Source organism: Streptomyces lasiicapitis (genome assembly GCF_014646335.1).
In the GTDB taxonomy this organism is placed as follows: Bacteria; Actinomycetota; Actinomycetes; order Streptomycetales; family Streptomycetaceae; genus Streptomyces; species Streptomyces lasiicapitis.
The window spans coordinates 315,480-334,414 of sequence record NZ_BMNG01000003.1 but is presented as its reverse complement, the minus strand read 5'-3'; the positions used below and the strand labels follow the sequence as shown (position 1 = coordinate 334,414).

Genomic DNA, 18,935 nt, shown 5'->3' with positions numbered 1-18,935 from the left:
CGCCGGTTCGCCGAACCGGCGCCCTCCGGGCGATCACGGCGCTTGTCCCTGCCACGGAGCCGCCCGGCCGAGGAGGTGGGCGGCGCGGGCACGCAGCCAGGGAATGCCGAGCCGGGCCGCCGCGAGACCGGCCTCGGTGGCGGCCCGGACGCCCTCCTCGTGGGCGTCGGAGTGGTGGCCGGACAGGAGCTGTTCGGCGAGGCGGTACTGGGCGACGGCCGTGCAGGGCACTAGGCCCGCCGCCCGGTTCGAGGCCACGGCGGCGCGAAGGTGGTCCGCGGCCGCGCGCGTGCGGCCGCTCCCCGCGGCGGCAACGCCGAGCGGCAGCTGCGCGGAGCCTCTGGTGAGCGTCACCCCGGCGCCGGTGGCCACGTGGAAGGCGGCGTACGGGAGCAACCTGCGGTAGGCCGCCTCGCAGCCCTCGCGGTCGCCCACCGCCGCGGCGGTCTCGCCGTGGAGCCCGTACAGGTAGAGACGGGCGAAGGGCGGTGGCCGCAGGGCGTGCAGCGGCGGCACCCGTGCGTAGCACCGGCGGGCTTCCCGGTCGCGGCCGTGCAGGGCGTGGTGCTCCGCCACGCCGAGGGTGACCATGTGGGACAGGTGCGAGCGCGACCGGGACTCCGGCGACGGCGTCCGTTCGACCCCGTCGTCGACCAGTCCGGCCATGAGGTCCCTGATGTAGCGCGAGAGCCAGAGCGCCGAGGGGTGGCAGCCCGCCTCGGCCAGGGCGACGGCCTCGTCGTTGGCGGCTCGTGCCCGGGCGAAGTGCCCGCGCCCGAAGTGGATCACCGCACGGCTGCGCACCAGGTGCCAGCGGGCCAGCGGCTGGCGCATGCGGGCGACGACCGGTTCGAGCAGGTCGAGTTCCCCCTCGGCCTCGTCGACGCGCCCGAGCTGGACCAGGGCGTCGAAGCGCCACAGGTGTCCCCACTGCACGGCCTGGTCGGCCAGCCGGGGGGCGAGGCGGAGCATCCGCCCGCCGAGTGCCAGACGTTCCGCACTGCCCTCCGGCACGGACCGGGCGAGTTGCCGGGCTCTCAGGGCGGTGGTCAGCGCCGCCGGGTCGTCGAGCCGTTCCGCCATGGCGAGCGCCGCCGCGCTGCTGTCCGGCAGGCCGAGGTCCTCGCTGACGGAGGCGATGATGGCCTGGAGGGCGAGGAGTTGGGCGCGCGGCGCGCTGTCCCGGACGGGCAGCCGGGCGAGCGCTTCGTGGCACCACGGAGCGACCGTGGACAGCCACTGTGCGTCGGTGACGTCGGCCAGGACGAGGGCTGCCCGGCCGAGGGCCTCGGCGTCACCGGTGTGCCGGGCGAGCGCGGCGGCGGTTTCACAGGCGCGCATGGCGCGGGAGACGTCGTGGGCCTGGTGGAGGGCGCCGGCCTTGCCGATGAGGAGCCGTCCGCGGGCGTGGGCGTCGAGGCCGCAGAGGTCTCCGGCCGCGAGTGCCCGGTCGAAGAGTTCGACGGCGTCCTCGTAGGCGAGCTGGCGCAGGGCCAGTTCGGCCGAATCGGCCGCGGCGCGTACGGCGAGGGCGGGATCGCCCAGGGGGAGCGCGGCGAGGCGGTGCCGGGCGATGCGGGGCAGGTGCGCCGGGTCGTCGAGGGCGGTGAGGTGCTCGGCCGCGCGCACGTGGATGCGGGCGCGGTCGCCCGCATGCATGTCCAGGCACAGGCACTCGCGTACGAGGTCGTGGGCGAAGCGGTGGCCAGTGCCGCCCCGGGCGGGGCGCACCACGGCTGCCACGAGCACCTCGTCGAGGCAGCTGACCACGTCGTCGACGCTGGTGCGGGCGACGGCCGCCAGCAGCCTCGCGTCGATGTCGTCGGACAGCACGGCCGCGGTGGACAGCAGCGCGCGGCTGCGCGGGGACAGGACGTTCAAATGCTCCCGGATGGCGTCCCGCACCGCGGCCGGGACCTCGGAGACAGGTGCGCCGCCGGCCGCGGCCAGCAGCTTGCCGATCTCCTGGACGAACAGCGGGTTTCCCGCGGTGCGCCGGGTCACCGAGGCAGCGACGGCGGGGTCGCAGGGCCTGCCCGTGACGTGCCGGAGCTGGTCGGCCACCGCGGCCTCCGGGAGCCCGGTCAGCGCGAGCCGGTCGGCGGGGTACCGTCCGGCGAGCCCGGCGAGTCCGGGGATGTCGCGCCGCGGCGGGCTCAGCTCGGACGGCCGGACGCCGATGGCAATCAGCAAGGGGGCGTCCCTGAGTCCGCGCGCGAGATGGCCGAGCAGCAGCAGCGAGGCGGTGTCCGCGTAGTGCAGGTCGTCGAGTACGACGACGAGGCCGCGGCTCGCCGTGGCGGCCCGGGTCAGCAGGGCCGCGAAGAGCTCGAACAGGGCGAACCGGTGCTCGGCTCCGACCGGCGGCGCGGTCTCTCGTGCGTCGCGGTGCGCCGGGGCCAACTCGGGGACGATCCTGGCCAGTTCGTCGGCCGTGTCCCCGAGTGACGACAGTGTGTCCCGCGCGCGGCCGTCCGCGAGGAGGGCACGCACGGCCTGCCGCCAGGGCCAGAACGCCGGGGCGCCCGCCTCGCCGCTCCCCCGGCCCCACAGCACCGGCACGCCCCGTGCCGCGGCCGTGCGGTCGAGTTCCTCCAGGAGCCGGGTCTTGCCGATGCCGGGCTCGCCCTCCACCAGGACGACGCCCGGCCGTCCCGAAAGGGCGGCGTCGAGCCGCTCGGTCAGGTGGGCGAGCTCGGCCTTCCGGCCTGCGAGCGGTTGCCAGGCAGCGGTCCCGGCGGGCGCGATCCCGGCAGGCTCGGTCGACGCCCGCGGCGCGGCGAGGGAGGGGTCGCCGGTCAGCACCTGTTGGTGGAGCGTGCGCAGGTGGGGCCCGGGGTCGAGGCCGAGTTCGGCGGCGATCCCGGCGCGCGCCCGCTCGTAGGCGTCCAGGGCGTCGCCCTGCCGTCCGGCGCGGTGCAGGGCGAGCATCAGCAGGGCCCACAGAGGTTCGCGCAGAGGGTGCTCCACGAGGAGGGCGCGCAGGTCGCCGACAACGGTGCTGTCGCCGGAGTCGAGGCGAGCCCGGCAGCTCTGCTCGACGAGCGTGAGCCGGATCTCTTCCAGGCGCGCGACGTCCGCCTCCGCGCCGCCGTACAGCACCGTGTTCTCCGCCGGGTTGCCGCGCCACAGCGCCAGGGCCGCCCCGAACCTCCTTGCGGCGAGCGCGTGTTGCCCCTGATGGACGGCTTGCCGACCCTGGCGCAGCAGTTCCTCGAACGCGGTCAGGTCCAGCTCGTCGGGGTCCACTGCGAGGCGGTAGCCCCCGGACTCCGCGAGCAATCTGGGGCGGTTCTCCCCTGCCTCCTTCAAGCGGCGGCGCAACATGTGCACATGGCTGCGGAGGTTCGCGACCGCGGACGGTGGCGCGTCCTGCCCCCACGTCGAAGCGATCAACTGCCGGACGGGCACAGGCTTGTCGGACTGCAGCAGCAGTGCGGTGAGCAGTGCGCGCTGCCGTGCGGAACCGACCGGCACGAGCGCGCCCTGGACGCGTATCTCGAGTGGTCCCAGTATCCGGAACTCCATCGCGTCCCCGCCCCCCAGCGGATCGCGGTCCGCTCCCCCAGCGGATCGCAAGTCGCCCACGAAAGCAGTCCTCGTCGGGCGATGTCAATCGATCCGCTGCGCCCCCGCGTTCCGTCTCCTCGACACCGGCCTGTGCCGGAGCGTGTACGCGTGCGTGTATCCGGCGCGTCGCACCATGAGACCTCCGAGATCAGCCTTCGAAACGGGGAGAGTTCATGGTGCAGATCAGGCTGGAAAGCATTCATTGCGTGGAGGCGACCGAGTCCCACGGCGAGGACGAGACGTACGCGTTGATCGCCGCGGTCGACCTCGACCACAAGCTGGTCGTCGGGGGATTTCCGATCCCCATACCGGCGTCCGAGATCACGCTGCACGGACCGTACGACATCGACAACGGCGACACGGTGGACCTGTCGGGCTCCCGTCCCGTCTGGGGCCTCAACACGGGCGTACCGGCGGAGCTGGCCGACCCCGACCGGGCCATCTTCGTCGTCGCCCTCGTGGAGAACGACGACGGCGACGCCTCAGCGGCGCGCACGATCGCGCAGGGTGCTGTCGTCAGCGCGGTCTTCGGTGCCCTCGGGGAGTCCCATGGGGTGCTGGCTCAACGGATCATCCAGTCCCTGCACGGCTCGGTCAGGACACCCACGGGCTTCCCCGACACGGACGACCCGATCGGCGATCCGCAGGAACTTCACTTCACCACCGAGGAGTTGAAGCGGGCGGCGGCCGGTGAGTACGTCCGCAAGGAGATCACGATCTCCGGCGGCGGTGGGGAGTACCGGCTGACGTTCTCGGCCCGCAAGCGCTTCTGGACGCCACCGCCGTCCCCCGCCTATGTGGCGGCCGAGCCGCAGCGGGCGAATCAGCTGGACGCGCTCGCCATCGACGGCGACGGCGTCGTGAACGTGATGTGGGTCGAGGGTACCGGCGCGTGGCACGGCCCGCTGCCCATCACCGCGGCGGTGGCGCCGCCCGGCGGCCCCCTCGCCCTCGCCAGGCAGACGGACAACCAGCTCGACGCCGTCTTCATCGACAAAGAGGGCGCCGTCAACGTCATGTGGGTCGTCGGCACCGGCAGTTGGCAGGGGCCCGTCCGCATCACACCCACCGACTACGCACCCCGCAACACCGCGCACATCGCCCTCGCCAAACAGACCGACAACCAACTCGACGCCGTCTTCATCGACAAGAACGGCGCCGTCAACGTCATGTGGGTCACCGGCACCGACAGCTGGCACGAGCCGGTCCCCATCACGGCCGCCGACTACGCTCCGCCCGGCGGCCCCATCGCCCTCGCCAGGCAGACGGACAACCAGCTCGACGCCGTCTTCGTCGACAAGGAAGGCGCCGTCAACGTCATGTGGGTCGTCGGCACCGGCAGTTGGCAGGGGCCCGTCCGCATCACACCCACCGACTACGCACCCCGCAACACCGCGCACATCGCCCTCGCCAAACAGACCGACAACCAACTCGACGCCGTCTTCATCGACAAGAACGGCGCGCTGAACGTCATGTGGGTCACCGGCACGGGCTCCTGGCAGGGACCCGCGCGCATCACAGCCACCGACTACGCGCCGCGCGGCGGCCCCGTCGCCCTCGCCAAGCAGACGGGCAACCAGCTCGACGCCGTATTCGTCGACAAGCACGGCGCCGTGAACGTCATCTGGGTCGTCGGCACCGAAGCCTGGCACGAACCGGTGCCCATCACCGCGCCGTACACCGCCCCGAACGGCGGCGAGAGTGGGCTCGCCCCCATCGTCCTGGCCCGCCAGACCCCCGACCAGCTCGACGCGTTCTTCGTCGGCAACAACGGCGCGGTGAACGTCCTGTGGGTCACTGGCACGGGCTCCTGGCAGGGGCCCGCCGCCATCACCCACTGACCCCGTCCGGCCCGAGCCGGCCGAACTCGGCCCACACGATCTTTCCCGGATCGCGTGGCGCGACGCCCCACTTGTCGGCGAGCGCCGACACGAGAAGCAGGCCGCGCCCCGACTCGCCGTCAGGCCCCTCGGCGAGTCGGGGCCGGCCGTCTCCGCTGTCGTGCACCTCCACCCGTACGACGGTGCCGTCCCGCACGAGGCGCAGCAGGAATCCTCGTCCTGGCGGGACGCCGTGCAGCAGGGCGTTGGTCGTCAACTCGCTTACGCAGAGGGTGATGTCGGGCTCGCGGTCGCCGACCTCCCACGCGGTGAGCGCGTTGCGCGCGAACGCGCGGGCCGCGGGGATGGACTGGCGTTCACGTCGGTAGAAGCGTTCACGCAGGGGCGTGGGGGAAGTTTCTGCATTCACGTGACGAGAGTCACGTTGCGTGGTCATCATGGTGCAGTGCGTGAGGTCGTACAGCTTCGTTGTACGACCACACGCCGGTGGACGGACGGGTTCGGGTGGGGAGTTGTACCCGCATGAGCGGCTCACGGCGACGGTCACGCAGGAATGCATCGGCGATGAAGATGGTGGGGGCGCTACTTGCCCTCCACCGGGAGGCGGCGGGGCTCACCCAGAAATCCCTGGCCGAGCGCATCGTCATCAGCGAGGACCACGTCGCCTCCATCGAGCAGGGGCGGCGGCCTCTGAAGATGGACCTGGCGGTGCAACTGGACGAACTCCTCGGCACCCGGCGGACGTTGGAAACGGCGGTCGGCAACATGCCGGACGTGGATCTGGTGCCACGGTTCGCGGAGGAGTATCTGGACCGGGAGCAGGAGGCTCTCTCGATCTCGTGGTACGAGGCCTTGGTTGTGCCCGGCCTGCTGCAGACCGAGGCATACGCGCGGGCCGTATTCCACAGCCGAGTGCCGGTGTACGACGAGGACAGCATCGAGCAGCTTGTCGCAAAGCGCATCGAGCGACGGGACGTCCTGCACCGCAAGCAGCCGCCGATGGCGAACTTTGTGATTTGGGAGGCGGCCCTCCGCGACCGTTTGGGCGGGCGAGAAGTGCACATCGAGCAGGTGCGCCATCTGCGCGAGTACGCCGAACTGCCAGGCCTCTCCTTGCAGATCCTCCCGCTGGGTCGCACCACTCACGCAGCCCTCGACGGCCCGTTCATTCTCCTGGAGACCCCCGACCATCAGCGGCTCGCCTACACCGAAACCCAGCGCGGTAGCCGCCTGATCGCAGACCTCGACGAGGTGGCGATCCTGAATCAGAAGTATGCGATGCTGCGGACGCAGGCCCGCGATCCCGAGGAGACGAAGGGCCTGCTGGACCGACTGCTAGGAGAGCAATGAGCGGCAGCACCGCACTTGAGTGGTTCAAGTCCAGTTACAGCGCCAGTGAAGGCGGCGCCTGCCTCGAAATAGCCGCCCGACCGACTGCCATCCACATCCGCGACTCCAAGAACCCCGAGGCCCCCCACCTCACCGTCACCCCCGCCGTCTGGGCGGCCTTCCTGGCCCTCCCCCAAAAGCCCGTCGCCTGACGGCCCGCGTGCGGTACTACCTCTACGTCTCCACCGCCAAGGTGGACATGCTGTACGAGCAGATACCGCCGAAGCTCCTTCGGCGGCTCGCCGTCGAGGCCAAGGTCGATCTGAAGGTCGTGAGCGTGGCTGTGCAGTCGCCGCGTGCCGAAGCCAGTACGTACGACCGGCTCGACCTCGTAGAGGCCTATCTGGAGCGGGAGTTCGACGTCGGCTGGACGTCGGAGCCCACTGCCTGGTTCCGAGGCGACCTGGGGCTGCGGATCGCGGGGTACGGCGACGCGAACAGTCCGACGCTGATGACGGGGCGCGACGGTGACACGATCGTCGCGCTCATCGGGTCGGCGCACCATCTGATCGGCCATCAGGCGGCGCCCGACATGCACCGGGTCGGCTTCTCTGGACTGCCGTCGATTTTCCGGCTCCTTCAGGACATCCCGCCCGAGTGGGAGGGCCAGTTCAATGTTCGCTCGCGGTTCGCGATGCCGGATCGGGAGAGCGTGGCGGGCGACGTGCTCCGCGTCGCCGAGGCGTTGACGGTGCCGCCGATGTACTGCGACTTCCTGGCGCGGCAGTTGATGCGCGGCACGGTGACGCGGGAGGACGGGCGGGAGCTGACGGTCGTCGTCGGGACACCGCTGTACGTGGCGATGTCGGACCGGGTGCCCGGGGACGGGGAGGCCTGAGTGGAGCAGGCGTCGTCGCTCGCCGATCTGGTGCGGATGCGCATGGACGGCGACGTCACGGGGCTGTGCCGGGCCACGCGGTCGGAGGTTCTTGACGTCCGCCTCAGCGCCACCAGGTTGCTGGGCGGCAGCACGGGTTCGCCGGAAGCCGTCGAGACGCTGTTCGCCTGCCTGCGGCAGCGGGACGAGCCGTATCCCGGGCCGCGATCGCAGGCCGTCAGGGCCCTGGGGCGGCTGCGGGAGCGCCGCGCGGTTCCCACGCTCCTCGAGTTGCTGGCCGAGGGACCGTACGCCCCCGGGCAACTGGACCGGCCGGCGGGCGACGCCTTGGTCGCCATCGGCGGACCGGAGGTCGTCCGTGGCCTCCTCGGCCTGCTCGACCGGCGGACGAACGACGGGACCTTGTCGTTCCGGGTGCTCGGCGCGCTGGCCCGGCTCCGCCCGCCCGAGGCGGTGACCCCACTGCTCGCCTCGCTCTGGCTCTACCTGCCCGAGCACGCCGGACACGTGGCCCGGACGCTCGGCGCCATCGGGGACCCACGCGCGGCCTCCGCACTCCTCGTCCTCGCGCACTCCCCCGCCTCGGACACCCACCTGCGCCGGGCCGCGCTCACGGCGCTCCACGCTCTGCCCGCCGCCACCTGGCCACCCGCGCGCCGGTACCAGTCCGCCGAAGAGCTCCTGTTCGCGGCGCAGCGCGACCCGGACCCCGAAACGGCCCGCCTCGCGACGGCCCTGCTCGCCCGGACCGAGGACGGCCGGAACGATCTGTGGGACGTCCTGCACATGGCATCACACACGCCGGAGCAGCCCGAGTCCCCACCCCACGCCGTGGCCGCCGTCTGCGCCCACGTGGCGGAAGAGCCCGACCTCTTCGCGGTACCGGACCCCGGCGAGTATCACTCCCTGCTCCGGCACCACCTGCGCGAGTCGGCGGCACCGACCGTGCGCCGGGCCGCCGCCCGAGCGCTGTTCGCGTACGCGGGAGCCGAGGCAGGCGGGGCCTTACTGGAGGCGCTGGGCGACGCTCACATCAGCGACACCGTGGCGGACCTCGTCGGGCGACTTGCCGACCCGCCGGTCCGGGAACTACTGGAACTACTCGCCGACACGGACGGGAAAGCACCCCAACGGCGCGGTGCAGCAAGGGCGTTGGAATGCATCGGGCAAACGGAGGCCGCCCCGGCGCTGCTGACCGTCCTCGCGGACGACACCGCCCCGACGGCGGTACGCACGGCCGCAGCGGACGCGCTGGGCGCCCTGCGGCACGCGGACGCCGCCGCCACCCTCGCGGCCCTTGCCGAGGACGAAGGGCAACCCGGCACCCTGCGCGCCCGCGCCGTCCGCGCCCTCGGCCTGATCGGCGCCCCGGACACCCTGCCGATCGTGCTCGCCTGCGCGCGCTCGCCGCACGAGGCGGTGCGGGCGCGGGCGGTGGCGGCCCTGGGCGGGTTCCCCGTGACGGAGGCGGCCCAGGCGCTCGGGGAGTTCGTCACGTACAGCACCGAACCGCACAGCACCGAACCGCGCAGAGCCGAATCCCACGGCACCGCACCCGACCTCGCCCCCACTGAACCGCACGGCACCCCGCCCGACCTCGGCCGCGCCGAACCGCACGGCACCCCGCCCGACCCCGGCCGCGCCGAACCGCGCAGCAGCGACCCCGACCTCGCCCGCACCGCCCTCCAAGCCCTGCGCCGAATCGGCGCCCCCGCCCTGCCCATCCTCATCGCGCTCGCCGACAGCGTGGACGACCTGAGCGAGGACCTGGCCGACCGGCTCGTCGCGGCGCTCGCCGCCCGCCCGGATGCCGAGGCGACCGCCGTCCTGGTCCGGCTCGCCGCGACACCGGCCCCGCCCCGGGCAGCCAGGCACGTCGCGCCCGGCGCGGGACGGCTCGCCCCGTCATGCCCGGCGCAGGAGGCCGCGTCCCTCGCGCTGACCGAGCGCGGCACGCCCGAGTACCTCACGCCACTAACGTCACTCCTCGGCCCCGACGCGTGGTTCGGCGCCCAAGAGGCCGCTGTACACGCCCTGTTGGAGATCGGCACCGACGAGGCGCACGAGCACGTGCTGGCGTACTGCCGCAGAATGACGCACTTCTACGACTGGCACGTCGAAGCGGTGAACGCCATAGCCGAGGCCCGCGGGGTCCGGCTCGGGCCGTAGGCGCGACAAGACGTCACCCACCGTGCCCCAAGTCCCCCTAATCCAGGCCTTTCTGCAGATCGGCGCCCGACTCGGCGGCGCCGCGCCCGCCCATCAGCGCGAAGACGACAAGACCGAGGACCAGGCAGATCGCCGCGAGCCCCCAGAGGACCAGGTGGAACGCGGAGTCGTACGACCGTGACGCCGTGAGCGTGGTGAGCACCGAGCCGTACAGCGCCACCGCGACCGCCTCGCTGCCGAGCCGCAGCGTGTTGAGGAAGCCCGCGGCCATGCCCGCCTTCGCGGGGTCGACGAGCGCCAGGGCCTGGCCGTCGACGAGGCCCGCGGCGAGCGCCATGCCCGCGCCGGTGACGATCATCGGGAGCGCGACGACGGCGACGGACACGTCGGGGCCGAAGACCGTCAGGGCCACGTCGCCGACTACGAGAGCGGCGAGGCTGACGTAGATGATGGTGAGCGCGGAGACGCCACGGGCCACCAACTTGGCGGCGAGCAGCGGGAAGACGAGCATCGGCGCCGTGAGCAGGACCATGATCAGGCCCGCCGCGCCGGTGCCGCGGCCTGTCACCTCCGTCAGATACGTCGGCAGGTACGTGAGCATCGTGACGAAGCCGAACGATCCGGCGACCGGGACCAGGCACAGCGCCAGGAAGCGCCGGTTGCGGAGTAGTCCCAGGTCGAGCAGCGGGTGCTGGCGCCGCTTCTCGACGGAGCCGAAGACGGCAAGGGCCACGACCGCTCCGGCGAAGAGCCCGAGCACGCCCGCGCTCCCCCAACCCCACTGGGATCCCTGCACGATGGCGGTGGTGAGCAGCACCATGGCGACGACGAAGACCGCGCTGCCGGGGACGTCGATCTTCGCGCCGGTGCGGGGCGTCGGCGGCACCGCCCGCGCGATCACCGGTACGGCGAGCAGGACGACGGCGAGCGCCACGGCGTGCAGCGCGAACACCCAGCGCCAGCTCACCGTCTGCAGCAGCACCCCGGAGAGCGAGGGCCCGACCGCGATGCCCACGCCCGCCACGGTGCCGAACAGCGCGAACGCCTTGGCCCGCGCGGGACCCTCGTACACCGTCGACAGGATGGCGGCCCCGCACGAGAAGATCGCCGCGCCGCCGATGCCCGCGAGGGCGCGGGCCGCATCCAGCAGGAGCACGCCGGAGGCGAGCGCGCTGGCGAGCGAGGCGACGGCGTAGACGGCGGCCCCGGCGGCGAACGCCCTGACCCGGCCGACGACGTCGGCGACCGAGCCCCAGACGAGCGTGAAGCAGGCGAAGGCGACGTTGAAGGCGTTCACCACCCACTGGAGCGGGGCGGCCCCGGCATGGGTGTCGGCGCCGATGCCGGGCAGGGCGACCGCCGTCCCGGAGATCGACATCGGGACGACGAAGACGGCGAGCAGGATGGCGGCGAGCGGAAGCAGGGGCGGCTTCGGCGCCTCCGCCTCCTGCGTCGAGGGTGCGGACAGCGTGGATGGTTCGGGCATGGCGAGGAGACCCCCAGGAAGGCGAGCAAGGTTCGGTTTGGATCGAACCTGACCCTGGCACGCACAAGAGGTACGATGCAAGTCGAACCTAAGGAACCTGACTGGAGGAGCAACTCCGTGCCGGACGAAGAAGGCCACCCGCTGCCCGCCGAGATGGACCTGCGCACGGTCCTGCACGCCCTCGCGGACCCCCTGCGCTTCGGCGTGATCGCCGGGTTCCTGCGCGAGGCCGACGGCACCGAACGCACCTGCGCGTCCTTCCAGTTGCCGGTGTCGAAGTCGACCACGTCGCACCACTTCAAGGTGATGCGCGAGGCGGGCCTGCTCCGCATGGTCGACCACGGCAACAGCCGGACTGCGGTGTTGCGTACGAAGGAACTGGACGCTCGCTTCCCCGGGCTGCTCGACCTGGTGCGCGCGGAGTAGCTAAGATCCACGCCAGCATCGCGTGCCGGTCACCGCCTGGGTGAGGCATGGAGGTGCGGGAGATGCCCACGGAGGCATTCCTTGGCAGTTCAGCTCAATCACACGATCGTCCACGCCCGGGACAACCGGGAGTCCGCCGAGTTCTTCGCGGAGTTGCTGGACCTCGACATCGCGGAAGAGTGGGGCCCGTTCATCGCGGTGGCCCTGAGCAATGACGTCACGCTCGACTTCGCCACCGCCCCCGCGGACAGGATCACGCCGCAGCACTACGCGTTCCTGGTCGCGGAGGCGGAATTCGACTCCGCGTACGCCAAGATCCAGGCGCGCGGCCTGGAGCACTGGGCCGATCCGCAGCAGAAGCTCCCCGGCGAGATCAACCGCAACGACGGCGGCAAGGGCGTGTACTTCCTGGATCCGGCGGGCCACTACCTGGAGCTGATCACGGTCCCGTACGGGGGCTGGCCCGCAGAGTAGCCACAAAGGTCAATCCCCAGATCTCGGGATACCCGCACCCCTCCCGCCCCTGCGAGCTTTGCAGCACGCAAAGCAGCAAGAGCGGGAGGAACACGGAAATGATGCGACGGACGGCCAAGCTCGTGTGGCGGCCTGTGCTCGCCGGTGCGGTGGGCGTGTGCGCCTTCCTGGGCACGGCCGCGCCGGCCTCGGCGGCGACGCCGGGGCCTGCGAAGGGGCAGGAAGCGGCACCCGCCGCCTCCGGCTATCTGAACCTGCACCAGTGCTCGTACTACGCGAGCTCCCTCGACGACCACTTCAGCACCTTCGTGACGCCGAGCGCCGACAACCGGTACGCCACCGGCACGAAGCGCTCCAACACCGCCGACACCACGGCCAGTTGCGGCGGCGGCAACGGCAACCACGTACCGATCCCGGTCCTGCACGGCGTCAAGGCGCTGAACCTCGCCGGGGGGCGCTACCTCAACCTCCAGCAGTGCGACTTCTACCGGAGCGCGAGCACCGACCGCTTCACCACCCTGGTGACGCCGAGCGGCGACGGCCGGTACTCCACCGGCACGAAGGTCTCCAACACCCCGGAGACCAGCCCGACTTGTGGCACCGGCAACGGCAACCACGTACCCAACCCGGGGCTCTCGGGCGTCAAGGCCCTGGACCTGAACGCGGGCCGCTACGTCAACCTGCACCAGTGCGTGTACTACTCGGAGCGGCTCAAGAGCCATCTCACGAGCGTGGTCACGGCGCCCGACAACCGGTACGCGACCGGGACGAACGTCTCCAACACCGCCGACACCAAGCCCACCTGCGGACCCGGCAACGGCGACTACGTCCTGATCCCGATCCTGTCGGGCGTCAAGAGCATCGCACTGAGCTGATCACTCGCGGCGACGCGCGCGGTAGGCGCGTTGCCGACAGGCGCGTGAGCAGTACGTCCGGGGCCGGCCGCGCGACGACCGCGTGACCGGTCCCCGGCAGCCGGGGCAGCGCACCCGACTTTCGTCACACAGAAGGCGGGCCGCCGCGTTTTCGTCACGCGAGGGCTCGCCCTCCGTGCTGCCGCGGGCCGTGCGGGCGGCGGTGAGGAGGTCGGCGCCCGGGAAGCGCCCGCGCGGGGTGTGCGCGGTCAGTTCGGCGTCCAGGACGGGGCAGTTCGCCGCGATGTCGTCGTCCGTGCAGGCAAGGGTGTGGCGGAGGTATCCCCGGGCCGCTTCCAACTGCGCGATCTGCCGCTCCACTTGCGCGAGCCGGTCGTCGACGACGTGCTGCCAGGCGTCGCGCGTGGCCTTTCCGGAGGTGACGACGGCGGCCTGGTCCAGCGGCATCCGTCCGACCACGCAGCACAGATAGGCGAGGCCGATGCGGCGCAGGTCGGTGTCGTCGTAGAGCCGCTTGCCGCCCTCACGGGCGGGCGGGCCGAGCAGCCCCTGCTGCTCCCACCACCGCACCGCCGACGGCGCCAGGCCGTACAGAGCCGCCGCTTCACCGATGAGGACCCCGCTTCGCCGCGTCATGAACCCAGTTGACATCAAGGCGACTTGAGAAGGCAAGGTCATACTTAGGTAAGCCTAAGTAGCCGCGTCCTCGCGGCAGAAGGGTTCGGTCGTGGCAGCACGCGAGTACACGTCAGCAGACGAGCACGTCGACTACGAAACCGCCTACGAATACGCGGAGACCGTCGTCATCGGCGCCGGACAGCAAGGGTGCGGAGTGGCCGGGGCCCTCCAGGAGCGGGGACGGGAAGCGCTCGTCCTGGAGCGGGGAGAGATCGGCCAGGCCTGGGCCCACGAACGCTGGGACAGCCTGCTCGTGGGCAGCGGGAACCTGTCGGTCCGCTTCCCCGGCCGTGAGTACGACGGCGACGACCCCTACGGCCTGCCCTCGGGCCCCGAACTGGCCCGCCGCCTGCGCCGTTACGCGGCGGAGCGGAAGCTCCGGGTGCGCCAGCACACGCCCGTCCAAAGGGTCGAGTGCCCGCCGGACGCCTCCGACCGCGACGACGTACGGTTCAGGACGCACCTGACCTCCGGCGGCGTGATCGGATCCCGCAACCTCGTCGCGGCGGTGGGCGGCTACGCGGCTCCCCGCACCCCCGCCCTTGCCGCCGACGTCGACCCGGCCGTCCACCAGATCCACTCCCGCGACTACCGCAACCCCGAGGCCCTGCCGGACGGGGCCGTCCTGGTGGTCGGCGCGGGCATCAGCGGCCAGCAGATCGCGGACGAACTGGTGGACTCCGGTCGGCGCACCTTCCTCGCGGTCGGCCGCCATCGCGCGTGGCCGCGCCGCTACCGGGGGCGCGGCATCCAGGAATGGCTCCAGGCCCTGCCTCCCCTGTACGAGGAGTTCGGCGCGGCGGGCGGCGACGGCGGACCCGTCCTGCCCGGCCTGCCGGTCACCGCCGTGAACGACAGGACCGGCGACCTCAACGTCGGCGCCCTGGCCGCGAAGGGCGTCACCCTGGTCGGCTCCGTGCGCGCGGCGGACGGCGGCAGGCTCCTGCTCAAGGACAACGTGGTCGCCACGGCGGAGGAGTCCGCGCGATCGTTCCGGCGGGCCGTCGACCTGATCGACACCGTGATCCGGGAACGCGGCTTCGCGGCACCGCAGGAGAACCCGGCCCCGGCGATGCCCCTGGACGGCGTGACCGCCTTCGGCGAGACCCTCGACCTGGCGCACCACGGCATCACCACCCTCGTCTGGTGCACCGGATTCGGCCCGGACTACGGCATCCTGCCGCGCCACATCCTCGACGCGAACGGCGCCCCCGTCCAGCAGAAGGGCCTCCTCGGCGCGCTCCCCGGCCTCTACTACGCCGGGCTCCCCGACGGGAACTCGCTCGCCTCCGTGGGCATCGCGGCGAACGTGGAGAACGGCAGGTTCATCGCCCGCCTGATCCACGTCGACCACGTGATGCGCTCCGGCTCACCGATGTCCCTGGCCACCGCGTAGGAACACGTGCGAAAGGGCCGTACCCCCCGGTCGACACCGGGGGGTACGGCCCTCAACTGCCTGCCCTGACCGCTTACTTGCGGATCAGCGAGCGCAGCACGTACTGCATGATGCCGCCGTTGCGGTAGTAGTCCGCCTCGCCGGGGGTGTCGATGCGGACGACCGCGTCGAACTCCACACCGGTGTCGGTGGTGACCTTCACCGTGCGCGGCGTGGTGCCGTTGTTGAGCTCCTCGACGCCGGTGAAGGAGAAGGTCTCCTCGCCGGTCAGGCCGAGCGTCTCGACGGACTGGCCCTCGGGGAACTGCAGCGGCAGGACGCCCATGCCGATGAGGTTCGAGCGGTGGATGCGCTCGTACGACTCGGTGATGACGGCCTTGACGCCGAGGAGCGCGGTGCCCTTGGCGGCCCAGTCGCGGGACGATCCGGAGCCGTACTCCTTGCCGCCCAGGATGACGAGCGGGGTGCCCTGCTCGATGTAGTTGCGCGAGGCGTCGTAGATGAAGGAGACGGGGGCGCCGTCCTTCGTGAAGTCGCGGGTGTAGCCGCCCTCGGTGCCCGGCGCGAGCTGGTTGCGCAGGCGGATGTTGGCGAACGTGCCGCGGATCATGACCTCGTGGTTGCCACGGCGCGAGCCGTAGGAGTTGAAGTCACGGCGCTCGACGCCGTGCTCCGTGAGGTACTTGCCGGCCGGGGTGTCGGCCTTGATGGCACCGGCGGGCGAGATGTGGTCCGTGGTGACCGAGTCGCCGAGCTTGGCGAGGACCCGGGCGCCCGTGATGTCGGAGACCGGGGTGGTCTCCATCGTCATGCCCTCGAAGTACGGGGGCTTGCGGACGTACGTCGACTCGCTGTCCCACTCGAAGGTGTTGCCGGTCGGGATCGGCAGCGCCTGCCACTGGGCGTCGCCCGCGAAGACGTCGGCGTAGGACTTGTTGAACATGTCCTCGCCGATGGCGTTCGCCACGACGTCGTTGACCTCGGCCTCGGTCGGCCAGATGTCCGCGAGGTGGACGGGCTTGCCGTCCTGGTCCACGCCGAGCGCGTCCTTGGTGATGTCGACCTTCATCGAACCCGCGAGGGCGTACGCGACGACCAGCGGCGGGGACGCCAGGTAGTTCATCTTGACGTCGGGGTTGATGCGACCCTCGAAGTTACGGTTGCCGGAGAGCACCGAGGTCACGGCCAGGTCGTGGTCGTTGACGGCCTTGGAGACCTCCTCGGGCAGCGGGCCCGAGTTGCCGATGCAGGTGGTGCAGCCGTAGCCGACGAGGTTGAAGCCGACCTTGTCGAGGTAGGGGGTGAGCCCCGCCTTGTCGAAGTAGTCGGTGACAACCTTCGAACCCGGTGCCAGGGTCGTCTTCACCCACGGCTTGCGGGTCAGGCCCTTCTCGACGGCCTTCTTCGCGACGAGCGCGGCGGCGACCATCACGTACGGGTTCGAGGTGTTGGTGCAGGAGGTGATGGCCGCGACCGTCACCGCGCCGTGGTCGATCTCGTACGTCGAGCCGTCGGGGGCGGTCACGGTGACCGGGTTGGACGGGACGCCGTTGGAGACGGCCGGGGCGTCGGAGGCCGGGAAGGACTCCTTGCCCGCCTCGGAGTCGTCCGAGACGTAGTTGCGCACGTCCTGGGCGAACTGCTGGGAGGCGTTGGCGAGGACGATGCGGTCCTGCGGGCGCTTCGGACCGGCGATCGACGGGACGACCGTGGAGAGGTCCAGCTCCAGCTTCTCGGAGAAGTCCGGCTCGGCGGCCGGGTCCAGCCAGAGGCCCTGCTCCTTGGCGTACGCCTCGACGAGCGCGACCTGCTGCTCGTCACGGCCGGTCAGGCGCAGGTACTTCAGCGTCTCGCCGTCGATCGGGAAGATCGCGGCGGTGGAGCCGAACTCCGGCGACATGTTGCCGATGGTGGCGCGGTTGGCGAGCGAGGTCGCGGCCACACCCTCGCCGTAGAACTCGACGAACTTGCCGACGACGCCGTGCTTGCGCAGCATCTCGGTGATCGTGAGCACGAGGTCGGTGGCGGTGGTGCCCGGCTTCAGCTCGCCGGTCAGCTTGAAGCCGACGACACGCGGGATGAGCATGGAGACCGGCTGGCCCAGCATCGCGGCCTCGGCCTCAATGCCGCCGACGCCCCAGCCCAGGACGCCCAGGCCGTTGACCATCGTGGTGTGCGAGTCGGTGCCGACGAGGGTGTCGGGGTAGGCCTGGCCGTTACGGACCATGACCGTACGAGCGAGGTGCTCGATGTTGACCTGGTGCACGATGCCGGTGCCCGGCGGGACGACCTTGAAGTCGTCGAACGCGGTCTGGCCCCAGCGCAGGAACTGGTAGCGCTCCTTGTTGCGGCCGTACTCCAGCTCCACGTTCTGCGCGAAGGCGTCATTCGTACCGAACTTGTCGGCGATGACGGAGTGGTCGATGACCAGCTCGGCCGGGGAGAGCGGGTTGACCTTCGCCGGGTCGCCGCCGAGCTCCTTGACGGCCTCACGCATGGTGGCGAGGTCCACGACACACGGGACACCCGTGAAGTCCTGCATGATCACGCGGGCCGGCGTGAACTGGATCTCCTGGCTCGGCTGTGCCTGGGAGTCCCAGCCGCCGAGCGCGCGGATGTGGTCGGCGGTGATGTTCGCGCCGTCCTCGGTGCGGAGCAGGTTCTCCAGCAGCACCTTCAGGCTGTAAGGGAGGCGCGCGGAGCCCTCTACCTTGTCCAGCTTGAAGATCTCGTACGACTCGTCGCCCACGCGCAGCGTGCTGCGGGCGTCGAAGCTGTTCGCCGACACGACAGTCTCCTTCATATATGTGCGCAGTCCACCGCATCCTGCCGCCACAACTTCTCGCCCATCCGCTAAGGTAAGGCTAAGTTAGGTAACCCTTACCGTCGGAGTGGCGACCCGAGCGGCTGCGGCACGCCTCGGCAGATATCTCGATGTCGAGATAACTCTAGTACATGACCCGCCGTGGCGACGAGGCGCGCCCCTGTCTCGTCTCAACGAAGGCAGGCGCCCATCAGGCGCTGACCAGCCTGGCCTGGATTGAGTGAGACGCGTGAACTCGGTCCGGTGGGGCGAACCCATGTCGGCGTACGCGCGCACCCTCTCAGGGAAGAACGCAGATATGACCGCCATCTTCGTATCGGCCGTGGGCGTGCTGGGAACCGTCATGGGGGCCGCCCTCACCGCCTTCATCGCAGCTCGTACGGAACGGCGCAGAGAAAGATCACAGGACCGGGTACAGCTGAATGATCTGCGGGTCGAGCATCAGCGATGGCGTCGTGAACGCCGACAAGCTGCCTATCTCTCATTCCTCGAAGGGCTGGGCAACGCTGACCGGGACAACCAAGCCTTCTTCCGTGAGTTGCGCGCCGGGCACGCTCCGGTCCCGCTCGACGAGACGCGGATCGCCGCGATCAGGCTGAAGTTCAAGGATGCCGAGAGCGCGGGACTGGTGGTGGTGCTGGAGGGCCCCGAGGCCGTCGCGGAAGCAGCCCACAACCTCGTCGATCAGTTGTCCTCCCTCGTCCAAGACGTTCGGGAGTACGCGGAAGCAATCGCGGCTGACAGCCACCCCAACGGGGGCGACAACGTGCACGAGGCTGGCATGAGGTTTGTAGCCGAGCGGAAGGCGTTCCTCGGCTTGGCCAGGGATGCGCTTGATGAGGTGACCAAGCACATCCTGATCCTCCCCGAAACTCAGCTTCGAGATTGGGCGAGCTGACGCAGAAGCAGAGACGACTCGGTTCGGTGAGACCACGACTCGATTGCGCGAGACAGGACAGCCCCTGTGTC

Annotated in this window: 15 protein-coding genes; 10 read left to right on the top strand and 5 right to left on the bottom strand. The window is 71.0% G+C overall.

Translation table 11 applies throughout. The features are described 5' to 3' along the window. Positions 1-33 precede the first annotated feature (33 nt). The gene (locus IEY91_RS07110) at positions 34-3,588 is read right to left on the bottom strand and encodes an ATP-binding protein (RefSeq protein ID WP_189173270.1); all 3,555 of its coding nucleotides are present in this window, start codon (positions 3,586-3,588) and stop codon (positions 34-36) included. A 155-nt stretch (positions 3,589-3,743) separates the two neighbouring features. Here IEY91_RS07110 and IEY91_RS07105 point away from each other — a divergent pair, with 155 nt between their 5' ends. Continuing rightward, the gene (locus IEY91_RS07105) at positions 3,744-5,411 is read left to right on the top strand and encodes a beta propeller lectin (protein WP_189173269.1); all 1,668 of its coding nucleotides are present in this window, start codon (positions 3,744-3,746) and stop codon (positions 5,409-5,411) included. On the opposite strand, the gene IEY91_RS07100 is transcribed toward IEY91_RS07105, so the two are convergent. Then, the gene (locus IEY91_RS07100) at positions 5,401-5,847 is read right to left on the bottom strand and encodes an ATP-binding protein (RefSeq protein ID WP_189173473.1); all 447 of its coding nucleotides are present in this window, start codon (positions 5,845-5,847) and stop codon (positions 5,401-5,403) included. The two genes, IEY91_RS07105 and IEY91_RS07100, sit on opposite strands and share 11 nt — an antisense overlap. A 128-nt stretch (positions 5,848-5,975) precedes the next feature. Between IEY91_RS07100 and IEY91_RS07095 the strand changes: the two genes are divergently transcribed. The 4 genes from IEY91_RS07095 to IEY91_RS07080 are packed head-to-tail and all read left to right on the top strand — an operon-like array spanning position 5,976 to position 9,807. After that, positions 5,976-6,761 (top strand): helix-turn-helix domain-containing protein, encoded by a 786-nt coding sequence (locus IEY91_RS07095; protein WP_306309865.1) that lies wholly within the window; start codon positions 5,976-5,978, stop codon positions 6,759-6,761. Then, the gene (locus IEY91_RS07090) at positions 6,758-6,952 is read left to right on the top strand and encodes a DUF397 domain-containing protein (protein WP_189173267.1); all 195 of its coding nucleotides are present in this window, start codon (positions 6,758-6,760) and stop codon (positions 6,950-6,952) included. The genes IEY91_RS07095 and IEY91_RS07090 overlap by 4 nt, the downstream gene beginning before the upstream one ends. A gap of 8 nt (positions 6,953-6,960) precedes the next feature. Then, positions 6,961-7,638, top strand: coding sequence for a DUF7019 family protein (locus tag IEY91_RS07085; protein ID WP_189173266.1), 678 nt, complete (start codon positions 6,961-6,963; stop codon positions 7,636-7,638). Beyond that, complete coding sequence (locus IEY91_RS07080) at positions 7,639-9,807, top strand: HEAT repeat domain-containing protein (protein ID WP_189173265.1); 2,169 nt, start codon at positions 7,639-7,641, stop codon at positions 9,805-9,807. A 37-nt stretch (positions 9,808-9,844) separates the two neighbouring features. On the opposite strand, the gene IEY91_RS07075 is transcribed toward IEY91_RS07080, so the two are convergent. Then, positions 9,845-11,293: an MFS transporter gene (locus tag IEY91_RS07075; RefSeq protein ID WP_189173264.1), complete on the bottom strand. Its 1,449-nt coding sequence runs from the start codon at positions 11,291-11,293 to the stop codon at positions 9,845-9,847. Positions 11,294-11,410: 117 nt separating this feature from the next. Between IEY91_RS07075 and IEY91_RS07070 the strand changes: the two genes are divergently transcribed. From IEY91_RS07070 to IEY91_RS07060, 3 genes are all read left to right on the top strand, one after another. After that, on the top strand, positions 11,411-11,719 hold the full coding sequence (locus IEY91_RS07070; RefSeq protein ID WP_164319466.1) for an ArsR/SmtB family transcription factor: 309 nt from the start codon (positions 11,411-11,413) through the stop codon (positions 11,717-11,719). A gap of 81 nt (positions 11,720-11,800) precedes the next feature. Next, a complete protein-coding gene (locus IEY91_RS07065) occupies positions 11,801-12,193 on the top strand; it encodes a VOC family protein (RefSeq protein ID WP_189173263.1) in 393 nt (130 codons plus the stop codon). A gap of 98 nt (positions 12,194-12,291) precedes the next feature. Then, the gene (locus tag IEY91_RS07060) at positions 12,292-13,068 is read left to right on the top strand and encodes a hypothetical protein (RefSeq protein WP_189173262.1); all 777 of its coding nucleotides are present in this window, start codon (positions 12,292-12,294) and stop codon (positions 13,066-13,068) included. On the opposite strand, the gene IEY91_RS07055 is transcribed toward IEY91_RS07060, so the two are convergent. After that, positions 13,069-13,704, bottom strand: coding sequence for a MerR family transcriptional regulator (locus IEY91_RS07055; protein WP_229696762.1), 636 nt, complete (start codon positions 13,702-13,704; stop codon positions 13,069-13,071). A 91-nt stretch (positions 13,705-13,795) separates the two neighbouring features. Here IEY91_RS07055 and IEY91_RS42310 point away from each other — a divergent pair, with 91 nt between their 5' ends. After that, a complete protein-coding gene (locus IEY91_RS42310; RefSeq protein ID WP_189173260.1) occupies positions 13,796-15,142 on the top strand; it encodes a flavin-containing monooxygenase in 1,347 nt (448 codons plus the stop codon). A gap of 73 nt (positions 15,143-15,215) precedes the next feature. Here IEY91_RS42310 and acnA read toward each other — a convergent pair whose 3' ends face one another. Beyond that, the gene (acnA, locus tag IEY91_RS07045) at positions 15,216-17,930 is read right to left on the bottom strand and encodes an aconitate hydratase AcnA (protein ID WP_164319478.1); all 2,715 of its coding nucleotides are present in this window, start codon (positions 17,928-17,930) and stop codon (positions 15,216-15,218) included. Positions 17,931-18,264: 334 nt separating this feature from the next. Between acnA and IEY91_RS07040 the strand changes: the two genes are divergently transcribed. Beyond that, a complete protein-coding gene (locus IEY91_RS07040) occupies positions 18,265-18,864 on the top strand; it encodes a hypothetical protein (RefSeq protein ID WP_189173258.1) in 600 nt (199 codons plus the stop codon). Positions 18,865-18,935 lie beyond the last annotated feature (71 nt).

Excerpts from the sequence above, each read along its gene's own strand:
- IEY91_RS07105 (WP_189173269.1), top strand. The coding sequence starts at position 3,744 with ATGGTGCAGATCAGGCTGGAAAGCATTCATTGCGTGGAGGCGACCGAG.
- IEY91_RS07100 (WP_189173473.1), bottom strand. The coding sequence starts at position 5,847 with ATGACCACGCAACGTGACTCTCGTCACGTGAATGCAGAAACTTCCCCC.
- IEY91_RS07095 (WP_306309865.1), top strand. The coding sequence starts at position 5,976 with ATGAAGATGGTGGGGGCGCTACTTGCCCTCCACCGGGAGGCGGCGGGG.
- IEY91_RS07090 (WP_189173267.1), top strand. The coding sequence starts at position 6,758 with ATGAGCGGCAGCACCGCACTTGAGTGGTTCAAGTCCAGTTACAGCGCC.
- IEY91_RS07075 (WP_189173264.1), bottom strand. The coding sequence starts at position 11,293 with ATGCCCGAACCATCCACGCTGTCCGCACCCTCGACGCAGGAGGCGGAG.
- IEY91_RS07060 (WP_189173262.1), top strand. The coding sequence starts at position 12,292 with ATGATGCGACGGACGGCCAAGCTCGTGTGGCGGCCTGTGCTCGCCGGT.
- IEY91_RS07055 (WP_229696762.1), bottom strand. The coding sequence starts at position 13,704 with ATGACGCGGCGAAGCGGGGTCCTCATCGGTGAAGCGGCGGCTCTGTAC.
- IEY91_RS07040 (WP_189173258.1), top strand. The coding sequence starts at position 18,265 with ATGACCGCCATCTTCGTATCGGCCGTGGGCGTGCTGGGAACCGTCATG.